This window comes from Pseudomonas sp. 22515, from assembly GCF_052044625.1.
GTDB lineage: Bacteria > Pseudomonadota > Gammaproteobacteria > Pseudomonadales > Pseudomonadaceae > Aquipseudomonas > Aquipseudomonas alloputida.
In genome coordinates this window covers 427,075-446,487 of record NZ_JBQENN010000001.1, presented here as the reverse complement: position 1 = coordinate 446,487, position 19,413 = coordinate 427,075, and the positions used below count along the sequence as shown (strand labels likewise).

The following is a 19,413-nucleotide window of genomic DNA, read 5'->3' as shown; positions in this document are numbered from 1 at the left end:
CTCGTTGGATGAGGCGCCAGAGGCACCGTCAGTTGGGCGCACGATACAGTTCGTGCGCCTCGATATAGGCCAGTACGGCGTCCGGCACCAGGAACCTCACCGATTTGCCGCTGGCCAGCAGCTGTCGGATCTGTGTAGCCGACACCGCAAGCGGCGTCTGCCAGACGAACGAAATATTTCCCGCCGGGCCGGACATGGCGGTGGGATCGCTCTCCGAGCGCGCAGCCAACAGGTTGCGCAACTCGTCAGGGGGTTCTACGTCGGCATCCGGACGTTGCAGTACCAGGATGTGACAGTGTTGCAGCAATTCTTCCCAGCGATGCCAGGCGGGCAGGCCACAGAAGGCATCCCAACCCAGCACCAGGAACAGCTGGTCGTGGCCGGACAGCTCGGCGCGGATCGATTCCAGCGTATCGATGGTGTACGACGGCTTGTCACGTTCCAGCTCGCGGGCATCGACACTCAGGCAAGCGACGCCCTGCACCGCTTCACGGACCATGGCCAGGCGATCCTGCGCGGCCACCTGTGGCGTGTCGCGGTGCGGCGGCCGGGCATTGGGCAACAGGCGTAGCTCATCCAGCCCCATGAACTCGGCCACTTCCAGCGCGCTGCGCAAGTGGCCGATATGCACGGGGTCGAAGGTACCACCTAGAATGCCGATACGCCGGACTGCCTGGGCCTTGCTCAACTCAGCAGGACCCCTGGCCGCGCAACTGGCCATCGCCGATCACCACATACTTCTCGCAGGTCAGGCCTTCCAAGCCGACTGGGCCGCGGGCATGCAGCTTGTCGGTGGAAATACCGATTTCCGCACCCAGGCCGTACTCGAAGCCATCGGCAAAGCAGGTCGGGGTGTTGAGCATGACCGACGCCGAATCGACCTCAGCCATGAACTGACGGGCTTCACCCTGGTGTTCGCTGATGATCGAGTCGGTGTGGTGCGAGCCATAGTGGTTGATGTGCTCGATGGCCTGGTTCAGGCCGTCGACCACGCGAATCGACAGGATCGCATCGAGGTATTCCGTGTGCCAGTCGGCTTCGGTGGCCGGTTTGGCGCTGATGATAGCCTGGGTACGCTCGCAACCGCGCAGCTCCACGCCCTTCTCCACGAAGCGGCGGGCCATTTCTGGCAGGAAGCGCTCAGCCACTTGCTGGTCGACCAGCAGCGTTTCCATGGCACCGCAGATGCCGTAGCGGTAGGTCTTGGCGTTGAAAGCCACATTCCAGGCCTTGTCCAGGTCGGCATGCTGGCTGACATAGATGTGGCAGATGCCGTCCAGGTGCTTGATCACCGGCACGCGGGCATCGCGGCTGATGCGCTCGATCAGGCCACGGCCTCCGCGCGGTACGATGACATCGACGAATTCCGGCATGCTGATCAGCGCGCCCACGGCTTCGCGGTCGGTGGTTTCGACCACCTGCACCACCGCCGCCGGCAGGCCGGCTTCGGCCAGGCCACGCTGAATGCAGGTGGCAATGGCGCGGTTGGAGTGTATGGCTTCGGAACCGCCCCGCAGGATGGTTGCATTGCCCGACTTGAGGCACAGGCTGGCGGCATCAATGGTCACGTTCGGACGCGATTCATAGATGATCCCGATCACCCCCAGCGGGGTACGCATCTTGCCTACCTGAATGCCCGATGGACGGTAGCTCATGTCGCGAATGGCACCGACCGGGTCCGGCAGGCTGGCCACCTGGCGCAAGCCGGTGATCATGCCGTCGATACGCGCCGGGGTCAGCGCCAGACGGTCGAGCAGTGCGGGCTCCAGGCCACTGGCGCGGCCGGCGGCCAGGTCCAGTTCGTTGGCAGCGGCGAGTTCGGCACGGGCAGCGTCCAGCGCGTCGGCGGCGGCTTGCAGGGCGCGGTTCTTCTGCGCGGTGCTGGCACGGCCGATCACCCGGGAAGCCTCACGGGCAGCGCGACCCAGGCGGGTCATATAGTCAAGAACGGACTCAGTCATGGGTTCGGTGTCTTGGCGAAGGGGAAATCGGCTGATTATAACTGCCGCGCAGGTGTACGCCCAGCGGCGGGTGGCGGATGGTAGAAAATGGATGGGGCAATGTGTAGGAAAGATGTAACCGGGGTTATCGAGATTTCCATCGCCTGTTGCGGCCCTTTNNAAAGGGCCGGCATTGCCAACATCACCCTCCAATTCAGCCTCGATTAAGCCATTCATTGCTATCATCCCCGCCTCTCCAGCCACGAACTGCCCGCATGCCAGCCCTGCCCGACAGCTTTTTCGACCGCGACGCCCAGACCCTGGCCAAGGCCCTGCTGGGCAAGGTCATCCGTCACCGCCACGGCGACCTGTGGCTGGCCGCGCGGATCATCGAGACCGAGGCCTACTACCTTTCCGACAAAGGTAGCCACGCTTCGCTCGGCTACACCGAAAAACGCAAGGCGCTATTCCTGGATGGGGGGCATATCTACATGTACTACGCCCGCGGCGGCGACTCGCTGAACTTCAGCGCCCACGGGCCGGGCAACGCGGTGCTGATCAAGTCTGCCTATCCTTGGCAGGACACCCTCTCGGGGCCCGACAGCCTGGCGCAGATGCAACTGAACAACCCCGATGCAAGCGGCAATATCCGCCCGCAAGAGCGTCTGTGCGCCGGCCAGACCCTGCTTTGCCGGGCCCTGGGCCTGAAAGTGCCGCATTGGGACGCCCAGCGTTTCGACGCCGAACGCCTGTACGTCGAGGACTGCGGCAACGCCGTGCCCCGGGTGATCCAGGCCGCTCGCCTGGGCATTCCGCACGGGCGCGACGAGCACCTGCCGTACCGCTTCGTCGATGCCGAGTACGCCCGTTTCTGCACACGGAACCCGCTACGCCGCGGCCAAGTCGAAGGCCGTGATTTCTTCATTCTCGAACAAGGAAGCTGAACATGGGCCAATGGCTCGACAGCCTGACCGGCTGGCTCAGCGCCAACCCGCAGTGGCTTGGCCTGGCGATTTTCCTGGTGGCCTGCATCGAATGCCTGGCCATCGCCGGCATTATCGTGCCGGGCACCGTACTGCTGTTCGCCGTTGCGGTACTGGCCGGCAGTGGCACGTTCAGCCTGGGCGAAACGCTGCTCCTCGGCTTTCTCGGCGGCCTGCTGGGCGACGCCTTGTCTTACACAGTGGGCAAGTACTTCCACCAGAACATTCGCCGGCTGCCGCTGCTACGCCACCATCCGGAATGGATCGGCAGCGCCGAAAGCTACTTCCAGCGTTATGGCATCGCCAGCCTGCTGGTAGGCCGCTTCATCGGCCCGCTGCGGCCGATGCTGCCAATGGTCGCCGGCATGTTCGACATGCCCCTGCCGCGCTTCATCGCCGTCAGCCTGTTGGCGGGCGCCGGCTGGTCGGTCGCCTACCTGCTACCCGGCTGGGCCACCGGCGCCGCCATGCGCCTGCCCCTGCCGGAAGGCTTCTGGCTGGACGCCGGGATCATCGCCGGCGCCCTCGCGGTGCTGATCGGCCTGAGCCTGAATACCAGCCTGCGTGACCAGCGCCACGGCACCCGGCTGGTTGCCGCGCTCAGTTTCATCACCCTGGCCGGTGTATTCCTCGGCTGGCCCTACCTCCATGAGTTCGACCAAGGCGTGATGACACTGGTCCAGGAGCATCGCAGCCAGGCCATAGACAGCTCCGTGGTGCTGGTGACACGGCTAGGCGATTTCCGCACCCAGTTGTTCCTCGGCGGCCTGCTGACCGGCCTGCTGCTGCTTGCCCGTCAGTGGCGACACGCATTTTTCGCGGCGGGCGCGTTGATGGGCACGGCGATCGCCAACGGCACACTGAAATGGCTATTTGCCCGGGCCAGGCCGGAAGTACTGACCGACCCACTGACCAGCTACAGCATGCCCAGCGGGCACAGCTCGGCATCGTTCGCGTTCTTCCTGGTCATGGCCGTACTGGCAGGGCGTGGGCAGCCACCACGGATGCGCCTGACCTGGGTCATGCTGGGGTGCATTCCAGCGCTGGCGATTGCCCTGTCGCGGGTGTACCTGGGGGCGCACTGGCCAACCGATATCCTGGCTGGGGCCCTGCTGGCCTGTTGTGTGTGCGCACTCAGCCTTACACTGGTGCAACGCCAGCAGACCCTGCCAGCCCTGCCGCTGCGGGTGTGGTGGCTGGTGTTGCCGGCATGCGTGGCGCTGCTGGCGTTCTTCGCCATGCATGCGTTGCCGCAGGCGTTGGTCAGGTATCAGTATTGATGTTGCCTGTGCCGGCCTATTCGCGGGTGAGCCCGCTCCTACATTGGGTATCGCGCTTGTCGTAGGAGCGGGTTTACCCGCGAAGGGGCCGGAACAGGCAATACAGAACCATCAGGCGAACAACTCACCCTGAATCCGCTCCAGCAGCTTCTGGATTTCCCCCAGCCGCTGCTGCGGCGAATCGAGGGTCAGCAGGTCCAGCTTGTCCTCTTCCATGAACGGCAACAGATACGCCAGCTGATTGGCCAGCGCCTGACGCCCGTCCACCGGGCGCGGCATGCCCAGCGCTTCGACCATGGGGTGCTCACCCAGGGCCACCAACAGCGCCAGCAGATCGTCATCGGCCTCCAGCAACGGGCTGTCTGCCTGCTCCGGCAGCCATTGCACCTGGCCCACCAGCAGCTGGTCCTTCTGCACCTCGGAGCTTTCCAGATTGAAGCGCCGCACGCCCTCGACGCGAATACCCAGCAAGCCGTTATCCTGCTGCACGAAGTCGCGGATCACCGCTTCACAGCCGATCGAGGCGACCACCGGCGGCGCCTTGCCGACTTGTTCGCCCTCAAGGATGCACACCACCCCAAATCCTTCGCCCTGCTTCATGCAGCGCCCGATCATGTCCAGGTAGCGCGCCTCGAAAATCTGCAAATCGAGAAAGCAGCCAGGAAACAGCACGGTATTGAGCGGAAACAGCGGTAGCGTCATCACAATTCCTCAAGCCACCAGGCTGACTGCCAGCGGCAGGAACACCGCTGTAGCCACCCCCATCAGGCTCATCGCCAGCGCGGCAAAGGCGCCGCATTCGTCACTTTCCTGCAGGGCCACCGAAGTGCCGACTGCGTGTGCGGTCACGCCCAGCGACATGCCGCGCGCCTCAGGGCTGTGCACGCCGAAGCGGCTCAGCAATGCCGGGCCGAAGATCGCCCCAATCACCCCGGTAATCAACACGAACACTGCCGCCAGGGCCGCCACGCCGCCAATCTGCTCAGCCACCAGCATGGCGATCGGCGAGGTGACGGACTTCGGCGCCATGGTCATCAGGATCATGTGCTCGGCACCGAACCACCAGCCCAGCACCAGGCAGCAGAGCGTGGCGAACAGGCCTCCGACTACCAGCGTAGTAAATGTAGGCCAGAACAGCTGACGGATACGCCGCAGGTTGAGGTAGAGCGGCACAGCCAGGGCCACCGTAGCAGGCCCCAGCAGGATGTTCATGATTTCGGTGCTTTTGCGGTATTCGCTGTAATCGATGCCGCACAGCAGCAACACACCGATCACCAGCAGCATCGATACCAATACAGGTTGCAAGAAGATCCAGCGGGTTTTCTCGTAGGCTGCCAGCACTACCTGGTAGGCCCCCAGCGTGATGCCAATACCGAACAATGGGTGGTGAATGACTGCATCGAGTGCGCCCTGCCAGTCGAGCATCATGGCTGCTCCTCACGCTTGCCTTGGCGTTGGATGAGCTTTTGCATCAGCACACCGACGAACACAAGGGTCACCAGGCAGGAGATCAGCAAGGCCCCGACAATCGCCCAGAAGTCGGCGGCAATGTCCTTGGCATATACCATCACCCCGACTGCCGGCGGTACCAGCAGCAGCGGGAGATAGCGCAGCAAGCTGCTGGCGGCCTCGTTCAGCGGCTTGCCGACCTCACCGCGAGCCATGAGAAAGAGCAGCAGCAACAACAGGCCGATGATCGGCCCGGGCAAAAACGGCACAAACAGGTGATTGATCGCCGTCCCCAGCAGCTGGAACAGTACCAGCCAGGTCAAACCACGCAACAGCATAAGCATCTCCCTCGGGCATGGCCGCCATTATAAGCACGCACAGCTTCAGACCGATATTCGCCGAAAAGCGGGCAACTTGACTGAAACGGTTCGCCGTGCTGATCTTGTACTTTCGTACCAACTGACAACCCGGAGAGTCCGCGATGCCCCATGTACCGGTTACAGAGCTTTCGCAGTACGTTGGCAAGGAGCTGGGCCACTCGGAGTGGTTGAAGATCGACCAGCAGCGCATCAACCTGTTCGCCGAGGCGACCGGCGACTTCCAGTTCATCCATGTCGACCCTGAGAAGGCAGCAAAAACCCCGTTTGGCGGCACGATTGCCCATGGGTTCCTGACCTTGTCGCTGATCCCCAAGCTGATCGAGGACATCCTCGTTCTGCCACAAGGGCTGAAGATGGTGGTGAACTACGGGCTGGACAGCGTGCGCTTCATTCAGCCGGTAAAGGTCGACAGCCGGGTTCGGCTGAAGGTAACGCTGGGCGAGGTGACCGAGAAAAAACCGGGGCAGTGGCTACTCAAGGCGATTGCCACGCTGGAGATCGAGGGTGAAGAGAAGCCTGCTTATATAGCCGAGTCGCTGTCGCTCTGTTTTGTCTGATACATGCCCGGGGGCTGCAGTGCAGCCCCCGATCCACAAATCCCCCGCACTCGCGTAAACTGCCAGCCTTCGCGCAGCCTAGGGCTGCCCCTGTCGATTTATCAAAGGTGCCCGCCATGCCCTGGCTGCAAGTACGCCTGGCCATCAGCCCGGAACAAGCCGAAACCTATGAAGATGCGCTGCTTGAAGTAGGCGCCGTCTCGGTCACGTTCATGGATGCCGAAGATCAACCGATCTTCGAACCCGACCTCAACACCACCCCGCTGTGGTCGCACACTCACCTGCTGGCGCTGTTCGAGGCCGATGCCGACCCTGAACAGGTGTTCGCCCACCTGCGCCTGCTGACCGGCGCCGAGCTGCCCGAACACCAGGCCGAGGTGATCGAGGACCAGGACTGGGAGCGCAGCTGGATGGACAACTTCCAGCCGATGCGCTTCGGCCGCCGCCTGTGGATCGTGCCCAGCTGGCACGATGCCCCGGAAAAGGACGCCGTGAACCTGCTGCTCGACCCGGGCCTGGCCTTTGGCACCGGCACCCACCCCACCACGGCCCTGTGCCTGGAATGGCTCGACGGCCAGCAGCTTGAAGGCACCCAGGTGCTGGACTTTGGCTGCGGTTCGGGCATCCTGGCCATCGCTGCGCTGCTGCTGGGCGCCCGCGAAGCGGTAGGCACCGACATCGACGTGCAGGCCATCGAGGCTTCGCGCGACAACGCCCAACGCAACGGCATTGCCGACGAGAAACTGGCGCTGTACCTGCCCGAACACATGCCGGCGATGCAGGCCGACGTGCTGGTTGCCAACATCCTCGCCGGCCCGCTGGTGTCGCTGGCGCCACAGTTGTCCGGCCTGGTTCGCCCAGGTGGCCTGCTGGCGCTGTCTGGCATCCTCGCCGAGCAAGGTGAAGACGTGGCCGCCGCTTATGCCGCCGACTTTGAACTGGACCCGATCGTCGTGCGCGACGGCTGGGTGCGCATCAGTGGTCGGCGTCGCTAAGCGGGCCTAGAATACTTTTCTGCACAGCTCCCGGATTGCCGCATGACCGACAGTTTCGTCACCCAGTGCCCGCATTGCCAGACCAGCTTTCGCGTCACCCACCACCAGTTGGGCGTGGCGCGTGGCGTGGTGCGCTGCGGTCACTGCCTGCAGGTATTCAATGCCGCCAAGCAGCTGCTGGAGCAAAACCGCGCAGCTACCACCAGCGCCCCCGTGGTGCCGGCACCGGTACCTCCAGCGCCTGCCGCGCCGCTGGCCGAGCCGGCGCAAGAGCCCGCCGACAGCGTACGCGGCACCCCTCCTGACCAGGACTGGGCGCTGACTGCCCAGGCGCTGGACGAGCTCGACCTCGACAAGGAACTGGAGCGCCTGGAGCGTCGCGGCCAACCGGCCCCGGCCCACCCGGCCAGCAAGGATGAGAAGCTGCAGGCACGGCGCGATGAACTTCACCCGGACGAACACGCAGAAGACCTTTTCGGTACGGCTACCGATGAGCCCTACGCGCCGCAGGAACCGGCAGAGCCTACCCCGGTGCTACTGGAACCGGAACCTTTGGAGCTGGACCTGGAGCCTGCCCCCGGCGAGCGTACCGAGCCTACCCTGGGCAGCAACCTTGACCTGGACATCGATGGCGAGCCGCCTGTGCACCGAGCGGCCGAACGCGATGACCAGCCCGCATTCAGCGAACCGCTGCGCATCAGCGATGACGAAACCCCGGAAAAAGGCCTGAGCGCCCGCGACGACGAACCACTGGCGCTGCGCCTGTCGGCGCATGACGACGAGCCCGTCGAGCCGCTGCCCGGAGAGCGCCTGGAACCAGGCCTTGCCGGCAAACCCGAGCGCCCCTCGCGCAAGGAGCCGCTGGTCGATGTGGTCGACGACCCCTTGCAGCTAGGCTGGGAAAAACCCGCACCCAACTGGGGCAAGCGCCTGCTGTGGGGCTTTCTGACCCTGCTGGCTGCCGGCCTGCTCGCGTTCCAGTACGTGTGGTTCCACTTCGACGAAATGGCCCGCCAGGACCAGTATCGGCCGATTTTCCAGCAGATCTGCCCGATGGTCGGTTGCCAGGTGCCTACCCGCGTCGATATTGCACGCATCAAGAGCAGCAATCTGGTGGTACGCAGCCACCCGGACTTCAAGGGCGCGCTGATTGTCGACGCGATCATCTACAACCGCGCGCCGTTCGCCCAGCCATTCCCGTTGCTGGAGCTGCGCTTCGCCGACCTCAATGGCCAACTGATCGCCAGCCGTCGCTTCAAGCCCAGCGAGTACCTGTCGGGCGAACTGGCAGGGCGTGGTGAAATGCCCAGCCAGACGCCAATCCACATTGCCCTGGACATCCTCGACCCTGGGCCGAAGGCCGTGAATTACAGCCTGAGCTTCCGTTCGCCGGAGTAGGCGACAAGCGGCCAGCAGCGAGCGACAAGACAAGAAGCCCCAACCGCGACTGCTTTTCGTCCTGTCGCCTGCTGCTTGAAGCGCAAAGGCATAAGCCGACAACTGTTCAGATTTTATCCAAATCCATCTTTATCCAGTCATCGAGAGCGGGTATCATGCCAACCCTTTTTCGAACTCCAAGATTCGGCCCCACAACAGGGATCACCTATGTCGGCGGTACGCATCGGCCAATACACACTACGTAACAACCTGATCCTCGCGCCCATGGCCGGGGTCACGGACCAGCCTTTCCGTACACTTTGCCAGCGCCTGGGCGCCGGTATGGTGGTGTCGGAAATGGTTAGCAGCGACATGAGCCTGTGGAACAGCCGCAAGTCGAGCCTGCGCCGCATCCATGAAGGTGATCCCGAGCCACGCTCGGTGCAGATCGCCGGCGGTGATGCGCAGATGATGGCAGCGGCGGCAAAGGCCAATGTCGAAGCGGGTGCCCAGATCATCGACATCAACATGGGCTGTCCGGCAAAAAAAGTCTGCAACAAAGCCGCAGGCTCTGCTTTATTGAGAGATGAAGCCTTGGTCAGCGAGATCCTCCACGCCGTGGTCAGCGCTGTGGACGTACCGGTGACCCTGAAAATCCGCACCGGCTGGGACCGGGCGAACAAGAACGGCCTGAACGTGGCGAAGATCGCCGAACAGGCTGGCATCCAGGCGCTGGCGGTGCATGGCCGCACACGTGCCGATCTGTACACCGGCGAAGCCGAATACGACACCATCGCTGCCATCAAGCAGGCGGTGTCAATCCCGGTTTTTGCCAACGGCGATATCACCTCGCCAGAAAAGGCCCGGGAGGTGCTGGAAACCACCGGGGTCGATGGCCTGTTGATCGGCCGGGCTGCCCAGGGGCGGCCATGGATCTTTCGCGAGATCGAGCATTACCTGCGCACTGGCGAACATTTGCCAGCGCCGCAACTGGACGAAGTGGAACGCATCCTGCTGGAGCATCTGGCCGCGCTGCATGCCTTCTATGGCGATGTGATGGGCGTACGTATCGCCCGCAAGCACGTTGGCTGGTACCTGGCAACACGACCCGGCGGCAAGGAGTTTCGCGCCCGGTTCAACGCTTTGGAAGACACACAAGCGCAGTGCGCCAACGTTCGCGCGTTTTTCAGCGAACGTCGACAGAGCCTTGAGACAGAGGACGGACAAGGGGTGGCCGCATGACGATGATGACCGAGAATTTTGTGAGTGGAACAACGCCCGTGAGCGACAACGCCAACCTGAAACAGCACCTCAACACGCCGAGCGAAGAGGGCCAGACCCTTCGCGACAGCGTCGAGAAGGCGCTGCACAACTACTTCGCCCACCTGGAAGGCGCGACCGTGACGGACGTGTACAACCTGGTGCTCTCCGAAGTCGAGGCGCCCCTGCTCGAAAGCGTGATGAACTACGTGAAGGGCAACCAGACCAAGGCCAGCGAGATGCTCGGGCTGAACCGAGGCACCCTGCGCAAGAAGCTCAAGCAGTACGACTTGTTGTAAGCCAGAATCCCATCCAGAAAAGGCGACTCCCTGAACAGAGGCGCCTTTTTTGCTGACTCCACCGCGTTATTGGAACCCGAAATGACCGACCAGACTACCCGCCTGCCAGTCCGCCGCGCCCTGATCAGCGTCTCCGACAAGACCGGTATCCTCGAATTCGCCCGTGAGCTGCAGCAGCTCGGTGTCGAGATCCTGTCCACCGGCGGCACCTACAAGCTGCTCAAGGACAACGGCGTAAACGCGGTGGAAGTGGCCGACTACACCGGCTTCGCCGAAATGATGGATGGCCGGGTCAAAACCCTGCACCCGAAAATCCACGGCGGTATCCTCGGCCGTCGTGGCACCGACGACGCCATCATGAACGAGCACGGCATCAAGCCGATCGACCTGGTTGCGGTCAACCTGTACCCGTTCGAAGCCACCATTTCCAAGCCTGGCTGTGACCTGCCGACCGCCATCGAGAACATCGACATCGGCGGCCCGACCATGGTCCGTTCGGCAGCCAAGAACCACAAGGACGTGGCCATCGTGGTCAACGCCAGCGACTACGCCGGCATCGTCGAAGGCCTCAAGGCCGGTGGCCTGACCTATGCCCAGCGCTTCGACCTGATGCTCAAGGCGTTCGAGCACACTGCCGCCTACGACGGCATGATCGCCAATTACATGGGCACCATCGACCAAGCCAAGGACACCCTGAGCACCGAGGCGCGCAGCGAATTCCCGCGCACCTTCAACAGCCAGTTCGTCAAGGCACAGGAAATGCGTTATGGCGAGAACCCGCACCAGAGCGCGGCGTTCTATGTAGAAGCCAAGAAAGGCGAAGCCAGCATTTCCACCGCTGTCCAGCTGCAAGGCAAGGAACTGTCATTCAACAACGTGGCCGACACTGACGCCGCACTGGAATGCGTAAAGAGCTTCGTCAAGCCGGCCTGCGTCATCGTCAAGCACGCCAACCCGTGCGGCGTGGCGGTAGTACCGGAAGACGAAGGCGGCATCCGCAAAGCCTACGACCTGGCCTACGCGACCGACACCGAATCGGCGTTCGGCGGCATCATCGCATTCAACCGTGAACTGGACGGCGAAACCGCCAAGGCCATTGTCGACCGCCAGTTCGTCGAAGTGATCATCGCCCCGAAAATCTCCCAGGCCGCCCGCGACGTGGTGGCTGCCAAACAGAACGTACGCCTGCTGGAGTGCGGCGAGTGGCCAGCCGAGCGCGCTGCCGGTTGGGACTTCAAGCGCGTCAACGGTGGCCTGCTGGTGCAAAGCCGCGATATCGGCATGATCACCGCCGATGACCTGAAGATCGTCACCAAGCGTGCCCCGACCGAGCAAGAGATCCACGACCTGGTATTCGCCTGGAAAGTGGCCAAGTTCGTCAAGTCCAACGCCATTGTCTACGCCAAGCAGCGCCAGACCATCGGCGTCGGCGCCGGCCAGATGAGCCGCGTCAACTCCGCCCGCATCGCTGCAATCAAGGCCGAGCACGCTGGCCTGCAGGTGCAGGGCGCGGTCATGGCGTCGGATGCATTCTTCCCGTTCCGTGACGGTATCGACAATGCAGCTAAAGTGGGTATCAGCGCCGTGATCCAGCCGGGTGGTTCGATGCGTGATGCTGAAGTCATCGCTGCTGCCGACGAGGCCGGCATCGCGATGGTCTTCACTGGCATGCGCCACTTCCGCCACTAATTACGCGGGTCCCGAGGCGAGTCGAGATCCTGTGGGAGCGGGCTTGTCCGCGAATACGATGGTGGATTCACCGCCGCATTCGCGGGCAAGCCCGCTCCCACAGCGTTCGGCGCAAGCCACGGGATCACTTGAATCGAGGTTTTGACATGAAAGTTTTGATCATCGGCAGCGGCGGCCGCGAGCACGCCCTGGCCTGGAAAGTCGCCCAGGACCCACGCGTCGAGAAAGTCTTCGTTGCACCGGGCAACGCCGGTACCGCCATTGAAGCCAAGTGCGAGAACGTCGCCATCGACGTGTGTGCCCTGGAGCAACTGGCCGACTTCGCCGAGAAAAACGTCGACCTGACCATCGTCGGCCCGGAAGCACCGCTGGTTATCGGCGTGGTCGACCTGTTCCGCAGCCGCGGCCTGGACTGCTTCGGCCCAACCAAGGGCGCGGCCCAGCTGGAAGGCTCCAAGGCCTTCACCAAGGATTTCCTGGCACGTCACAAGATCCCGACCGCCGACTACCAGAATTTCACCGAGATCGAGCCAGCGCTGGCCTATCTGCAGGAAAAAGGCGCGCCAATCGTGATCAAGGCCGATGGCCTGGCGGCCGGCAAGGGCGTGATCGTCGCCATGACGCTGGAAGAAGCCGAAGCCGCCGTGCGTGACATGCTGGCTGGCAACGCCTTCGGTGAAGCAGGTTCGCGTGTCGTGATCGAAGAGTTTCTCGACGGCGAAGAAGCCAGCTTCATTGTCATGGTCGACGGCCACAATGTGCTGCCCATGGCCACCAGCCAGGACCACAAGCGCGTCGGCGACCAGGATACCGGCCCGAACACGGGCGGCATGGGCGCCTACTCCCCTGCCCCGGTGGTTACCGCCGACGTGCACCAGCGCGTGATGGACCAGGTGATCTGGCCAACCGTGCGCGGCATGGCCGAGGAAGGCAACGTCTACACCGGCTTCCTCTACGCCGGCCTGATGATCGACAAGGCGGGCAACCCCAAGGTCATCGAGTTCAACTGCCGCTTCGGCGACCCGGAAACCCAGCCGGTCATGCTGCGCCTGGAGTCGAGCCTGGTACTGCTGGTGGAAGCTGCATTCGCCAAGGCACTGGACAAGGTCGAAGCGCAGTGGGACCCGCGCCCGAGCCTGGGCGTGGTCCTGGCAGCGGGCGGTTACCCGGGCGACTACGCCAAGGGCGACGTGATCAACGGCCTGGACGCTGCCGCCAAGATCGAAGGCAAGGTATTCCATGCCGGTACTGCGCTCAAGGATGGCAAGGTAACCACCAACGGCGGGCGCGTGCTGTGTGCCACCGCCATGGGCAGCACCGTTGCCGACGCGCAGCAGCAGGCTTATCGCCTGGCCAAGGAAGTCAGCTGGAACGGCAGCTTCTACCGTTCCGACATCGGCTATCGGGCCATCGCCCGCGAGCGCGGTGAGCACCAGTAGTAAGTACTACCGGTATGCCGTAGCGGTTTCAGCCTGCGGCATCCGGCTCGTCGACAGGGCCCGGAATGGGCCTTGCCTTCGACTTGGCGCGCCGCGCATAGTGAGTACCCGGCACATCGGCCAAGAAGGGATTTCGTAGTGCGTCGGCTTCGGATTGCCTCAGCTCTGATCGTCAGCTTGCTGACCCTGCTCTGCATGATTCCGGCTGCGGCCGAACATGACGGAGGCTGGACCGTTCTGCTCGACGAACAGGCCAACCTGCAACTGAGCGATGTGCGCTCCGAGCGCTATCGCAACCAGTTCAGCCCACTGCCTCTCGCCGACCTTGATGCTGCCCCGGCTGGACAGGCCTTGTGGCTGCACTATCGTCTGGCACCAGGTGACCAGGAGCAGCTGCTGCGGGTATTTGCCCCGGACCTTTCTGGCCTGGACCTCTACGCCCTCGAAGGCGAACAACTTCTGCGTCAGCTGCACCACGGGCGCCAGGCCGGCAATGCCAGCCCGACCCTGCGTGGCAGCGACCATGTATTGCCCCTGCCCAACAGCAGGCAACCGCTGGACATCTACTTGCGCCTGGTCTCAGAGCACCAGCTGCGTCCGGCCATCAGCCTTGAGCCTGCGGCCGAGGCAGCCTCGGATCAACGCCAGCCGCTGCTGTTTGGCATGCTGTTCGGCGGCCTGATCATGCTGATCATGCACAACCTGATCCGCTTCCTCTACACCCGCTCCAGCACCACCCTGATCCTGGCGCTGTACCACGGCCTGATGCTGCTCAGCGGCCTGATCCTGTTGAACCTCAGCGGCCCTTGGTGGCATGTGTGGCACAGTGCGCAAACGCCTGCCGCCTATCTGACGCTGGTCCTGGCCGGCCTGTCCGGGTTGTACTTCACCCAACATTTCTTTTCGCCGTGCAATTCGCCACGGCTTAACCGCCTGCTGCAAGGTGAGATGCTGATTGTCGGGCTCAGTGGCCTGGTGCTGCTGTTCGTCGATACTCTGCCACTGAACCTGATGACCTACGCCCTGATGGCGCTGGGCAGCGTGAGCATGCTGCTGGTCAGCAGCTACCACTGGTTCAAGGGTTATGCACCCGGACGCCTGTTCAGCCTGGCCATGGTGGTGTTCAACCTCGGAGGCCTGGTACTGCTGCCAGCCCTGCTGGGTCTGACACGCACCTCGACACCCTGGCTGCTGTGTATCCTGCTGGGCCTGACCGTGGTCAGTGGCCTGCTGCTCAACCTGGCGGTCAGTGAACGGCTGCGGCGCATAAGCGAGGAGCGTTTCAGCGCCAGCCGTGCACTGGCCGCCAGCGATGCGGAAATCAACGCCAAAGCCGAGTTCCTGGCCAAGATCAGCCACGAAATCCGCACCCCGATGAACGGCGTGCTAGGCATGACTGAACTGCTGCTGGGCACACCGCTGTCGGTGAAGCAACGTGATTATGTGCAGACCATCCACAGCGCCGGCAACGAGCTGCTGACGCTGATCAACGAAATTCTGGACATTTCCAAGCTGGAATCCCGGCAAATCGAGCTGGATGATGTGCAGTTCGACCTTAACGCGCTGATCGAGGATTGCCTGAACATCTTCCGCGCCAAGGCCGAGCAACAGAACATCGAGCTGATCAGCTTCACCCAGCCACAAGTACCGCGGGTTATCAGCGGAGACCCGACGCGCCTGCGCCAGGCCTTGTCGAGCCTGCTGGAAAACGCCCTGAAAAATACCGACCAGGGCGAGATCCTGCTGGTGGTGGCGCTGGATCAACGCGGCGAGGTGCCACGCCTGCGTATCGCCGTGCAGGACAGCGGTGAACCGTTGCCCGCTGCCGACCGTGAAGCCTTGCTGCAGGCCGAGTTGCACAGCCACCACTTCCTTTCCAGCAACAAGCTGGGCGGCCACCTGGGGCTGGTCATCGCCAAACAGTTGATCGGTCTGATGCAGGGCGAGTTCGGCATCAAGAGCAACACCGGCATGGGCAACACCCTGTGGCTGACCTTGCCGCTGGACCCTTCACGCCTGGAACAGCCACCGGCGGACCTCGACAGCCCGCTGCGCGATGCCCGCGTGCTGGTAGTGGACGACAACGACACGTGCCGCAAGGTGCTTGTACAGCAGTGCAGCGCCTGGGGCATGAACGTCAGCGCGGTGCCGTCGGGCAAGGAGGCTCTGGCCCTTTTGCGCACCAAGGCGCACCTGCGCGACTACTTCGACGCGGTGCTGCTGGACCAGAACATGCCCGGCATGACCGGCATGCAGCTGGCCGCCAAGATCAAGGAAGACCCGAGCCTGAACCACGACATTCTGGTGGTGATGCTCACCGGCATCAGCAATGCGCCGAGCAAAGTCATCGCGCGCAACGCAGGGGTCAAGCGAATACTGGCCAAGCCGGTGGCCGGTTATACGTTGAAGACCACCCTGGCCGAGGAGCTGGCCCAGCGCGGCCGCGAACAGGCGATACCTGCCAGCCTGCCTGGCATCCCGCAGGCGCTGGACCTGCCAGGCGACTTCCGCGTGCTGGTCGCCGAAGACAACAGCATCTCGACCAAGGTGATCCGCAGCATGCTTGGCAAGCTCAACCTCAAGCCCGATACCGCCTGCAATGGCGAAGAGGCCTTGCAGGCGATGAAAGCGCAGCATTATGACCTGGTGTTGATGGACTGCGAGATGCCGATACTGGACGGCTTCTCGGCCACTCAGCAGTTGCGTGCCTGGGAAGCTGACAACCAGCGCCAGCGCACGCCGGTAGTGGCACTGACTGCGCACATCCTGGCCGAACACAAGGAACGCGCGCGGCTGGCAGGCATGGACGGACACATGGCCAAGCCAGTGGAGTTGTCGCAGTTGCGCGAGCTGATTCAATACTGGGCCAATCACCGGGAAGCCAAGGTGGACCCGGCACATACGTCCTGACCGATATCCAATGCTCTTGCAGGAGCGGCCTCGCGACACAAGGCCGCGCCGGCATACACCCAAGGAACACTGCTCATGCTCCATGAGTTGTTCAGCGTCTACCTGAAAATGCTCGTGCTCTACAGCCCGTTCTTCGTGCTGTCGTGTTTCATCAGCCTGACCCGCGGCCACTCCAGCAAGGAGCGCAAGCAACTGGCCTGGAAGGTCGCGTTCGCAGCCTTGGTCGCCAGCGTGATGCTGTACCTGTTCGGGCGCGCGATCTTCGGCATTTTCGGCATCACCGCCGATGCCTTCCGCATCGGTGCCGGCAGCGTGCTGTTCATTTCAGCCCTGGGCATGGCCCAGGGCAAGCCGGCGGTACAGGCCGACAACGTGCAGCAGGATGTGACCATCGTACCGCTGACCATTCCGCTGACCGTTGGCCCCGGTACCATCGGTGCCCTGTTGGTGATGGGGGTGAGCCAGCCGCACTGGGATGAAAAACTGCTGGCCATCGTCAGCATTGCCCTGGCCAGCTTTACCGTAGGGCTGGTGCTGTATCTATCGCACGGTATCGAGCGCCTGCTCGGTGACCAGGGTTTGCAAATCGTCAGCCGCCTGATGGGGCTATTCGTCTGTGCCCTGGCAGCACAGATCATCTTTACTGGGATTCGCGGTTACCTGCTGCCCTAGGGTGCAGAGCCTACAACTGCAGCTCAAGGATAGCCTTGCCATTTTGCTTGTCGACACTGGCCTGGGCCCGCTTGCGGTAGTCTTCGCGGAACCCCTGCAAGTTGAAGTGGATCACTTCGACTCGCATGTCCAGGAGTTTTACTTCACTGTTCAACTGCATGAACAAGAAGCCCTTGGAGGTCTTTTTCATCGACATTTCCATGTGAACCAACACCATGTCGATGAAGCCGCTCGACTGCTGTGAGCAAGGCAGCAACTGAAAGCGCCCGACCGCTTTGGAGACTGCCCTGGATTCAAACGCGGTCAGTGCCTGGCTGTCATTGCGCAGCGCCTGAAGCGACGACTGCGCAGATTGATAATGGCCGGCGGAGCCTTTCTGGCGAATCTGGGCAAGCGCCTGATCGGCAAGGCTGGCCCTGTCCGGCCCCGGTCGAGTCGCCGTGGGCGCGAGCTTGCCATCAAAGCCCAGAAACGCAAGGTTACGCCAGTAGTTCCTGAACCAGTCCGGCTCCAGGCCTTCGTTGAAGTCCCCCCAGGCTACTTGCTGGGCAAACGCATTGGCCAACAGGATGTCGTCACGGGCTTCGCGGCTAACACCTGGCAAGAATGACAGCAGGCTGCTGTGGACGAGTTTGCCACTGGCGGCACCTTGATTGATCTCACTCATTTTCGACTCCTGATGTTGTCGCAAGTTTGACCTGGCTGCGGTACTGCAATTGCTTGACCTTGATAGCGTCATGCAAGCCCGGACCTATCGAACTGATCACTTTTTCATGGGTGAAATAATTGGCATCGAACTGCTGAGCGGCCTGGGCACTTGAAAGATTCAGCGGCTGCCACAGCCAATCCATCGCCAGATGCTCTGCTGTGCTAAAGCCCAACTCGGTACTGATGACGCCTGAATCGGCCAGTATCAGGCGCAACTCCATACGTACATGGCTCATGCCTTTATCGTCCGGGGGCCGAACACATTCGGCCCATAACAACTGTTCTATGGCACCGTCGGGTTGGGCGGAATAGGCGTCGAGGCATGTGGCTACCGGCCCCTGCAGGGCGCTGGGCACACCTGCCAAGAGCTTGGCCCGCAACATGCTCCACGGTTCACAGGCCACTGCGGGTGCAGCAGGCACAGCGCCGGAATGCAAGGTCGCGACAGTGCAGCCGAAGTTACCCTGAATTCGCAGATATTCCTTGTGCCACTCAGCGTCCTGAAGGGCGTGACCCTTGCTAGCGGTCAGGTAGGCTGCCAGCTGAACATCCAACAGTGCTTCTGCTCGTGAAGCACTGACATTGTTGTCGATCAATACCAGGCTGTTGCCGTTCAACCACAACGTGTAATTGGCGTGCATCAGTATGCCCTCCAGGCCCGTCGACGCCGTGTCGACAGGCCAACTTCATCGTCAGAGTTCCAGTGCCAGCAGGACCTGCAGGGCATTGTCGTCAAGTTTGGTTTCTACAATGGCGCGAACTTTGTCGTATTGGCGCTTATCGAAATTCAACACCGCACCACAAGCAAAGTTGGAAGTACCGTTGCTTTCCCACTTGACCAGCAGATAGTTGGCAGCCTTGTCAGGCTTGGCGTCGGTCTGGATCGCACTGACCAGCATCGCCACTTGGCCGCCGTCCGTTTGCTCGCACTTGGCAAGGCTCAGCCCGGTTCGGTCATCTTCGACCGACTTGCGGTCGAGCAACTCGACGTTTTTGGTGCTGGCGGCCAAGGCTGAAACAACCGTTTTGCCGAGATTGTCCAGGGCGGTTGCCACATCGCCAGTGAAAACGCCATATGCCGCCTGCAGGCCCTTGCCCAGCAAGTTGCTGATCTCAAGGCGCATATTGCGTTCAGTGACCTGCTGTACATCGACATTGGTCGGCGCCCAGCCCATCTTGGACATCAGGTAAATGTAGTGTTTGAACCAGAGTTGCGTTTCACGGATAGGGTCATGCTGCTTGTTGGCACCTTGCGTGGCCAGGGCATGACAAGCCTTTGCAGCATCGCGGTTTTGCTCACCCATCAGGTCGGGGAACACGAACAGATTCTTGTCCGGCAGAACCTGAAGCTGCAGCTTCTCTTTATCGGTCGTCATGGGAAAGGTCTCCAGGAAGGGTACGGTTGGAGCCAAATAGCTCCAGCCGCAAACCTACCTGTGACCTTTACCTCAATCTGCCACGAAGCAGTTCCTCAT

The 19,413-nt window shown here is 62.4% G+C and carries 19 protein-coding genes; 11 read left to right on the top strand and 8 right to left on the bottom strand.

All coding sequences use genetic code 11. The annotated features are described in order from the left end of the window. Positions 1-28 precede the first annotated feature (28 nt). Entirely contained in the window at positions 29-721 is a 693-nt protein-coding gene (gene nadD / locus ACTJJN_RS01990; protein ID WP_010955423.1) for a nicotinate-nucleotide adenylyltransferase, read from the bottom strand. Beyond that, positions 690-1,961 (bottom strand): glutamate-5-semialdehyde dehydrogenase, encoded by a 1,272-nt coding sequence (locus ACTJJN_RS01985; RefSeq protein ID WP_014754574.1) that lies wholly within the window; start codon positions 1,959-1,961, stop codon positions 690-692. The genes nadD and ACTJJN_RS01985 overlap by 32 nt, the downstream gene beginning before the upstream one ends. Before the next feature lie 254 nt (positions 1,962-2,215). Here ACTJJN_RS01985 and ACTJJN_RS01980 point away from each other — a divergent pair, with 254 nt between their 5' ends. Both ACTJJN_RS01980 and ACTJJN_RS01975 read left to right on the top strand, forming a co-directional pair. Then, positions 2,216-2,884, top strand: coding sequence for a DNA-3-methyladenine glycosylase (locus tag ACTJJN_RS01980; RefSeq protein WP_010955424.1), 669 nt, complete (start codon positions 2,216-2,218; stop codon positions 2,882-2,884). Positions 2,885-2,886: 2 nt separating this feature from the next. After that, positions 2,887-4,203 carry a bifunctional DedA family/phosphatase PAP2 family protein gene (locus tag ACTJJN_RS01975; protein WP_440780847.1) on the top strand — a complete coding sequence of 439 codons (1,317 nt, stop codon included), beginning with the start codon at positions 2,887-2,889 and terminating at the stop codon, positions 4,201-4,203. A 111-nt stretch (positions 4,204-4,314) separates the two neighbouring features. Here ACTJJN_RS01975 and ACTJJN_RS01970 read toward each other — a convergent pair whose 3' ends face one another. From ACTJJN_RS01970 to ACTJJN_RS01960, 3 genes are read right to left on the bottom strand one after another with little or no spacing between them, the layout of a single operon-like run. Next, complete coding sequence (locus ACTJJN_RS01970; protein WP_003249708.1) at positions 4,315-4,905, bottom strand: LON peptidase substrate-binding domain-containing protein; 591 nt, start codon at positions 4,903-4,905, stop codon at positions 4,315-4,317. Positions 4,906-4,914: 9 nt separating this feature from the next. Beyond that, entirely contained in the window at positions 4,915-5,631 is a 717-nt protein-coding gene (locus tag ACTJJN_RS01965; RefSeq protein ID WP_004576852.1) for an LrgB family protein, read from the bottom strand. Then, a complete protein-coding gene (locus ACTJJN_RS01960; protein ID WP_012053815.1) occupies positions 5,628-5,990 on the bottom strand; it encodes a CidA/LrgA family protein in 363 nt (120 codons plus the stop codon). The genes ACTJJN_RS01965 and ACTJJN_RS01960 overlap by 4 nt, the downstream gene beginning before the upstream one ends. Positions 5,991-6,133: 143 nt before the next feature. Between ACTJJN_RS01960 and ACTJJN_RS01955 the strand changes: the two genes are divergently transcribed. The 9 genes from ACTJJN_RS01955 (at position 6,134) to ACTJJN_RS01915 (ending at position 17,230) form a co-directional block, all read left to right on the top strand. Further along, on the top strand, positions 6,134-6,589 hold the full coding sequence (locus ACTJJN_RS01955; protein WP_392492710.1) for a MaoC family dehydratase: 456 nt from the start codon (positions 6,134-6,136) through the stop codon (positions 6,587-6,589). 116 nt (positions 6,590-6,705) lie between these two features. Continuing rightward, on the top strand, positions 6,706-7,584 hold the full coding sequence (gene prmA, locus ACTJJN_RS01950; RefSeq protein WP_003249700.1) for a 50S ribosomal protein L11 methyltransferase: 879 nt from the start codon (positions 6,706-6,708) through the stop codon (positions 7,582-7,584). A 42-nt stretch (positions 7,585-7,626) separates the two neighbouring features. Then, positions 7,627-8,982, top strand: coding sequence for a DUF3426 domain-containing protein (locus ACTJJN_RS01945; RefSeq protein WP_440780845.1), 1,356 nt, complete (start codon positions 7,627-7,629; stop codon positions 8,980-8,982). A gap of 207 nt (positions 8,983-9,189) precedes the next feature. Then, the gene (gene dusB / locus ACTJJN_RS01940; RefSeq protein WP_392492713.1) at positions 9,190-10,203 is read left to right on the top strand and encodes a tRNA dihydrouridine synthase DusB; all 1,014 of its coding nucleotides are present in this window, start codon (positions 9,190-9,192) and stop codon (positions 10,201-10,203) included. Next, positions 10,200-10,520 carry a DNA-binding transcriptional regulator Fis gene (gene fis / locus ACTJJN_RS01935; RefSeq protein WP_003249693.1) on the top strand — a complete coding sequence of 107 codons (321 nt, stop codon included), beginning with the start codon at positions 10,200-10,202 and terminating at the stop codon, positions 10,518-10,520. The genes dusB and fis overlap by 4 nt, the downstream gene beginning before the upstream one ends. Positions 10,521-10,601: 81 nt before the next feature. Further along, positions 10,602-12,209 carry a bifunctional phosphoribosylaminoimidazolecarboxamide formyltransferase/IMP cyclohydrolase gene (gene purH, locus ACTJJN_RS01930; protein WP_003249687.1) on the top strand — a complete coding sequence of 536 codons (1,608 nt, stop codon included), beginning with the start codon at positions 10,602-10,604 and terminating at the stop codon, positions 12,207-12,209. Positions 12,210-12,355: 146 nt separating this feature from the next. Then, a complete protein-coding gene (gene purD / locus ACTJJN_RS01925) occupies positions 12,356-13,648 on the top strand; it encodes a phosphoribosylamine--glycine ligase (protein WP_012053818.1) in 1,293 nt (430 codons plus the stop codon). A 138-nt stretch (positions 13,649-13,786) separates the two neighbouring features. Further along, a complete protein-coding gene (locus ACTJJN_RS01920) occupies positions 13,787-16,558 on the top strand; it encodes a hybrid sensor histidine kinase/response regulator (protein ID WP_012053819.1) in 2,772 nt (923 codons plus the stop codon). A 75-nt stretch (positions 16,559-16,633) separates the two neighbouring features. Further along, a complete protein-coding gene (locus ACTJJN_RS01915; RefSeq protein WP_014592545.1) occupies positions 16,634-17,230 on the top strand; it encodes a MarC family protein in 597 nt (198 codons plus the stop codon). A 10-nt stretch (positions 17,231-17,240) separates the two neighbouring features. Here ACTJJN_RS01915 and ACTJJN_RS01910 read toward each other — a convergent pair whose 3' ends face one another. Genes ACTJJN_RS01910 through ACTJJN_RS01900 form a run of 3 tightly spaced genes read right to left on the bottom strand, consistent with a single transcriptional unit; the run spans position 17,241 to position 19,314 of the window. Next, a complete protein-coding gene (locus ACTJJN_RS01910) occupies positions 17,241-17,897 on the bottom strand; it encodes a hypothetical protein (RefSeq protein WP_014861021.1) in 657 nt (218 codons plus the stop codon). Then, positions 17,890-18,579, bottom strand: a complete 690-nt coding sequence (locus ACTJJN_RS01905) for a hypothetical protein (protein WP_440780842.1) — start codon at positions 18,577-18,579, stop codon at positions 17,890-17,892. Before ACTJJN_RS01905 ends, ACTJJN_RS01910 begins: the two co-directional genes overlap by 8 nt. 51 nt (positions 18,580-18,630) lie before the next feature. Beyond that, on the bottom strand, positions 18,631-19,314 hold the full coding sequence (locus tag ACTJJN_RS01900) for a hypothetical protein (protein ID WP_003249674.1): 684 nt from the start codon (positions 19,312-19,314) through the stop codon (positions 18,631-18,633). Positions 19,315-19,413 lie beyond the last annotated feature (99 nt).

Excerpts from the sequence above, each read along its gene's own strand:
- ACTJJN_RS01905 (WP_440780842.1), bottom strand. The coding sequence starts at position 18,579 with ATGCACGCCAATTACACGTTGTGGTTGAACGGCAACAGCCTGGTATTG.
- prmA (WP_003249700.1), top strand. The coding sequence starts at position 6,706 with ATGCCCTGGCTGCAAGTACGCCTGGCCATCAGCCCGGAACAAGCCGAA.
- purH (WP_003249687.1), top strand. The coding sequence starts at position 10,602 with ATGACCGACCAGACTACCCGCCTGCCAGTCCGCCGCGCCCTGATCAGC.
- ACTJJN_RS01945 (WP_440780845.1), top strand. The coding sequence starts at position 7,627 with ATGACCGACAGTTTCGTCACCCAGTGCCCGCATTGCCAGACCAGCTTT.
- dusB (WP_392492713.1), top strand. The coding sequence starts at position 9,190 with ATGTCGGCGGTACGCATCGGCCAATACACACTACGTAACAACCTGATC.
- ACTJJN_RS01910 (WP_014861021.1), bottom strand. The coding sequence starts at position 17,897 with ATGAGTGAGATCAATCAAGGTGCCGCCAGTGGCAAACTCGTCCACAGC.
- ACTJJN_RS01985 (WP_014754574.1), bottom strand. The coding sequence starts at position 1,961 with ATGACTGAGTCCGTTCTTGACTATATGACCCGCCTGGGTCGCGCTGCC.
- fis (WP_003249693.1), top strand. The coding sequence starts at position 10,200 with ATGACGATGATGACCGAGAATTTTGTGAGTGGAACAACGCCCGTGAGC.
- ACTJJN_RS01900 (WP_003249674.1), bottom strand. The coding sequence starts at position 19,314 with ATGACGACCGATAAAGAGAAGCTGCAGCTTCAGGTTCTGCCGGACAAG.
- ACTJJN_RS01915 (WP_014592545.1), top strand. The coding sequence starts at position 16,634 with ATGCTCCATGAGTTGTTCAGCGTCTACCTGAAAATGCTCGTGCTCTAC.
- ACTJJN_RS01965 (WP_004576852.1), bottom strand. The coding sequence starts at position 5,631 with ATGATGCTCGACTGGCAGGGCGCACTCGATGCAGTCATTCACCACCCA.
- ACTJJN_RS01960 (WP_012053815.1), bottom strand. The coding sequence starts at position 5,990 with ATGCTGTTGCGTGGTTTGACCTGGCTGGTACTGTTCCAGCTGCTGGGG.
- ACTJJN_RS01970 (WP_003249708.1), bottom strand. The coding sequence starts at position 4,905 with ATGACGCTACCGCTGTTTCCGCTCAATACCGTGCTGTTTCCTGGCTGC.
- purD (WP_012053818.1), top strand. The coding sequence starts at position 12,356 with ATGAAAGTTTTGATCATCGGCAGCGGCGGCCGCGAGCACGCCCTGGCC.
- ACTJJN_RS01955 (WP_392492710.1), top strand. The coding sequence starts at position 6,134 with ATGCCCCATGTACCGGTTACAGAGCTTTCGCAGTACGTTGGCAAGGAG.
- ACTJJN_RS01975 (WP_440780847.1), top strand. The coding sequence starts at position 2,887 with ATGGGCCAATGGCTCGACAGCCTGACCGGCTGGCTCAGCGCCAACCCG.
- ACTJJN_RS01980 (WP_010955424.1), top strand. The coding sequence starts at position 2,216 with ATGCCAGCCCTGCCCGACAGCTTTTTCGACCGCGACGCCCAGACCCTG.
- nadD (WP_010955423.1), bottom strand. The coding sequence starts at position 721 with ATGGCCAGTTGCGCGGCCAGGGGTCCTGCTGAGTTGAGCAAGGCCCAG.